Below are 4,583 nucleotides of genomic sequence, written 5' to 3' on the forward strand. Positions count from 1 at the left end.
GGTGGTCAGTGGGGTGTTTTTAATCTGGGTGCAGTGCTGTTTGCCAGAAAGCTGCAAAGCTTCCAGCACCTTGGTCGCAAAGCGGTTCGCTTGATCCTTTACCGAGGCAACAGCCGCATCGAAACCATCCGAGAGATTGAAGGCAACAAAGGTTATGCCGTTGGTTTTGAAGGGCTGATCGACTATTTAAAAGCCTTGTTGCCATCCAATGAGGAAATTGGCAAAGCCTTTCGAAAAGAGGTTCCCGTTTTTCCTGAGTTGGCACTGCGTGAACTCATCGCCAATGCTTTGATCCATCAGGACTTCAGCCTGACGGGCACAGGCCCAATGATTGAATTATTCGAAAATCGGTTGGAAATCACCAACCCCGGTGTTCCATTGGTTGATACCCAACGCTTTCTGGACAGCCCGCCAAGAAGTCGCAATGAAGGGGTTGCTTCTTTTATGCGCCGAATCAATATTTGTGAGGAGCGCGGCAGCGGGGTTGACAAGGTTATTGGTCAGGTTGAGCTTTATCAGCTACCTGCGCCCATTTTCGAGGAAACCGCTCAGCACACCCGCGTTGTTCTGTTTACTTATCGAGACTTCAAGGCGATGGAGTCAGAGGATCGCATCAGAGCCTGCTATCAGCACTGTTGCCTGAAATACGTGAATCGTGAGCCAATGAACAACACATCACTGAGAGCGAGATTCAATATAGAAGAGGGCAATAGTGCTATGGCCAGTCGGATCATTAAGCAAACTGTCGATGCAGGCCTGATCCGGCTTTATGATGCTAATGCTAACCGGAAAGCCTATCGTTATGTGCCTTACTGGGCATGAACAGGGGTCATTTGACGGTCATTTGACTGAGACTGGCAGCTTTTAATTTAAGTGCTTTTAAATCAACTTGTTAGATTTTTTTATCATTTGATTGCTGCGCTGTTAGAGACATACAAGAAACCAAAAAAGGATGCGTTATGGTCAGCAATACCAAAGAACAGGCGCTGGAAGCGGCGATTGAGCAGGCTTTAACCGGCACCACCACGGAAGCTTACAAAGCAGCTGGTGAGGTCAGGGAAACGCCAGCAGAGGCTTTGGTGGCTTCTCAGGGTTTTAAGCTGGGGTTGCCTTCGGATTTTAATGCTCAGTATGCGCTGGATGAAAAGTTTTTCTGGCACTTTCTGAAACAGACCCAGCAGGACGAACTGACCAAACTGCAAAAGCACAACCCTGGCGACTGGCAGCGCAAAATTCTGGAACGTTATGACCGCCTGGTGAAAAAACACGGCATCCTGAGTCTGCTGAAAAAAGGGCTGCCAGTGGATGATGCCCACCTGCATCTGATGTACCCAGCTCCCCTGGCCAGCAGCAGTGACAAGGTTAAACAGAACTTTGCTGCCAACCTGTTCAGCTGCACCCGGCAGGTGCGCTATTCATCAGCCAACCCACTGCAAGAAATTGATCTGGTGCTGTTTATCAACGGCATCCCGCTGGTGACGATGGAGCTGAAAAATGCCTGGACAGGCCAGACAGCACGTTTTCATGGGCAGAAGCAGTATCGGGAAGATCGGGATACAAGCCAGCCTTTATTGAACTTTGGGCGCTGTCTGGTGCATCTGGCGGTGGATACGGATGAAGTTTATATGACCACCAGGCTGGCAGGATCAGCGACCTTCTTTTTGCCTTTCAACAAGGGTGACCACCACGGCAAGGGTAATCCTCCAAACCCGCATGGGCACAAAACGGCTTATTTGTGGAAAGAGGTCTTCACCAAAGAAAGCCTGGCCAACATCATCCAGCACTTTGTGCGGCTGGATGGCAGCAGCAAAGATCCGCTTTCCAAACGCACCTTGTTTTTTCCGCGTTATCACCAGTTGGATGTGGTGCGTAAACTGATTGATCATGCATCACAACAGGGTGTTGGGCACACCTATCTGATCCAGCACTCGGCAGGTTCCGGCAAATCCAACTCCATCACCTGGGCGGCTTATCAGCTGATCGAAGCCTATCCAGCCAATGAAACAGTGGCTGGTGGTAAAGGCAGGGATCAACCGCTGTTTGATTCGGTGATTGTGGTCACCGACCGCAGACTGCTGGACAAACAGCTGCGCGACAACATCAAAGACTTTTCTGAGGTCAAGAATATCCTTGCCCCTGCCTTCAAATCGGCTGATCTGAAACAGGCACTGCAACAGGGCAAGAAAATCATCATCACCACCATTCAGAAGTTTCCTTTTATTGTTGAAGGCATTGATGACCTGAGCGACAAGCGCTTTGCGGTGATCATTGATGAAGCTCACAGCTCCCAGTCCGGTACGGCACATGACAATATGAACAGGGTGATGGGGCAGGATGTTGCAGAGGATGATCAGGATCGCATTCTACAAGCGATGAAGTCGCGCAAGATGCGTGGCAATGCTTCTTATCTGGCCTTCACCGCAACACCCAAAAACACCACGCTGGAAAAGTTTGGGGTGAAGCAGGTCGATGGATCTTTCAGGCCGTTCCATCTCTACTCCATGAAACAAGCCATCGAGGAAGGCTTTATTCTGGATGTGCTGGCCAACTACACCACCTACAAAAGCTATTACGAAATCGAAAAGTCGATTGCTGACAACCCGCTTTTTGATACTTCCAAGGCGCAGAAAAAGCTGCGTGCTTATGTTGAACGCAGCCAGCAGACCATCAACACCAAAGCCGAGATCATGCTGGAGCATTTCATCACGCAGGTGGTGAATACCAAAAAGCTCAAGGGCAAAGCCAAAGGCATGGTGGTGACTCAGAATATTGAAACGGCCATCCGTTATTACCAGGCGATCAACCGCCTGCTGGAAGCTCAGGGTTATCCCTTTAAGGCGTTAGTGGCCTTTTCAGGAGCCAAGGAGGTCGACGGTATTGAATACACAGAAGCCGGTATCAATGGCTTTACTGAAGCCGATACCAAAGACAAGTTTGATACGGATGAATACCGCCTGCTGGTGGTGGCAAACAAGTACCTGACCGGCTTTGATCAACCCAAGCTGTGTGCCATGTATGTGGATAAAAAACTGGCATCGGTGCTTTGTGTGCAAACCTTGTCACGCCTGAACCGCTCAGCACCAAAGCTGGGTAAAAAGACCGAAGATTTGTTCATTCTGGATTTCTTCAACTCGGTGGATGAGGTCAAGGCTGCCTTTGATCCTTTTTATACGGCCACCTCCTTGTCAGAAGCGACCGACATCAACGTGCTGCATGAGCTGAAGGATGTACTGGATGATGTAGGTGTTTATGAGTGGTATGAGGTCGAAGACTTTGTAACCCGTTATTTCAACAATGAAGATGCCCAGAGCCTGAGTCCGATTATTGATGTGGCGGCAGCACGTTTTGATCACGAGCTGGAGCTGGAGGAGGACGACAAGGCCGACTTTAAAATCAAGGCCAAGCAGTTTGTGAAAATTTACGGCCAGATGGCTTCAATCATGCCTTACGAGATTATTGCTTGGGAAAAGCTCTTCTGGTTTCTGAAGTTCCTGATTCCCAAACTCAAGCTCGCTGACCCTGACCAGGATGCCATTGATGAGCTGCTGGAGTCTGTTGATCTCAGCTCCTATGGTTTGCAAAGGGATAAACTGAATCATAGCGTCAGTCTGGATCAGACTGAGTCAGAGCTGGAACCACAGAACCCTAACCCGCGTGGTGTGCATGGTGGTGACAAGCAGCATGACCCTCTGGATGAAATCATCCAGACCTTTAATGAGCGTTGGTTCCAGGGCTGGAGTGCCACCCCTGAAGAGCAGCGGATTAAATTCATCAACATTGCAGAAAGCATCAAACAGCATCCTGACTTTGAAGAGAAATATGAAAAAAATCCTGACCCCCACAACCGGGAGCTGGCATTTGAGAAAATCCTCAAAGAAGTGATGTTGCGCCGCCGTAAAGATGAACTGGAGCTGTACAAGCTGTTTGCCGGTGATACAGCATTCAAGGCGGCATGGATGCAAAGTATGCAGCACATGACAAGTGCAAGAATTTGAACCAGCCTTCAGGCTGGTGTCAGGTTTGAGCCTTAAGATGACACCAGCAATCAGACAAACCCTGTCTGTTGCCTGAAAAACTGAACACCCATTTGTGAGGAGATACACCATGAAAAAATCAACTTTAATACTGCTGATCACTGCCAGCCTGATGACTGGAACAACCCTTGCCAGCGATAAGTGTAATGACCCGGGTGACTGCTCCCCGCCCTAAGCGCTAAAGCGCCATGGGCGAGGCTTCCAACTTCTCAGGCAGCAACTGGTGCGTGACCAGATTGACGCTTGCCTCCATTGGCAGAGACCGACAGTCCTGCGGCCTTTAATTTCAAAACACCCTGCGCTCGAATGTTGAGCGCAGCATTGATGTCTCGATCATGCCTGACTGAACAAGCGGGACACTGCCAGTCGCGTACTTTCAGAGACAACTCTTCCAGCTTGTGTCCGCAGCAAGAGCAGGTCTTGGAGCTGGCAAACCATTGATCAATTTTGATCAGGTGTTTACCTTGCTCTTTGGCCTTGTACTCCAGCTTGTAGATGGTGCGGACGGAGAGACTCGAACTCTCACACCTTACGGCACCAGAACCTAAA

General features: G+C 49.5%; 3 protein-coding genes. 2 read left to right on the forward strand and 1 reads right to left on the reverse strand.

Going from position 1 to position 4,583, the window contains the following annotated elements:
• Both IBX50_RS17425 and IBX50_RS17430 read left to right on the forward strand, forming a co-directional pair.
• Positions 1–822, forward strand: an 822-nt coding sequence (locus tag IBX50_RS17425; RefSeq protein WP_292257571.1) for an ATP-binding protein, incomplete at its 5' end; no start/stop codon positions are given.
• A gap of 137 nt (positions 823–959) precedes the next feature.
• On the forward strand, positions 960–3,995 hold the full coding sequence (locus IBX50_RS17430) for a type I restriction endonuclease subunit R (protein ID WP_292257572.1): 3,036 nt from the start codon (positions 960–962) through the stop codon (positions 3,993–3,995).
• Positions 3,996–4,243: 248 nt separating this feature from the next.
• Here the strand turns inward: IBX50_RS17430 and IBX50_RS17435 are convergent.
• On the reverse strand, positions 4,244–4,583 hold a 340-nt coding region (locus IBX50_RS17435), incomplete at its 5' end, for a zinc ribbon domain-containing protein (RefSeq protein ID WP_292257573.1).

The sequence above is a fragment of the Marinospirillum sp. genome (genome assembly GCF_014859565.1).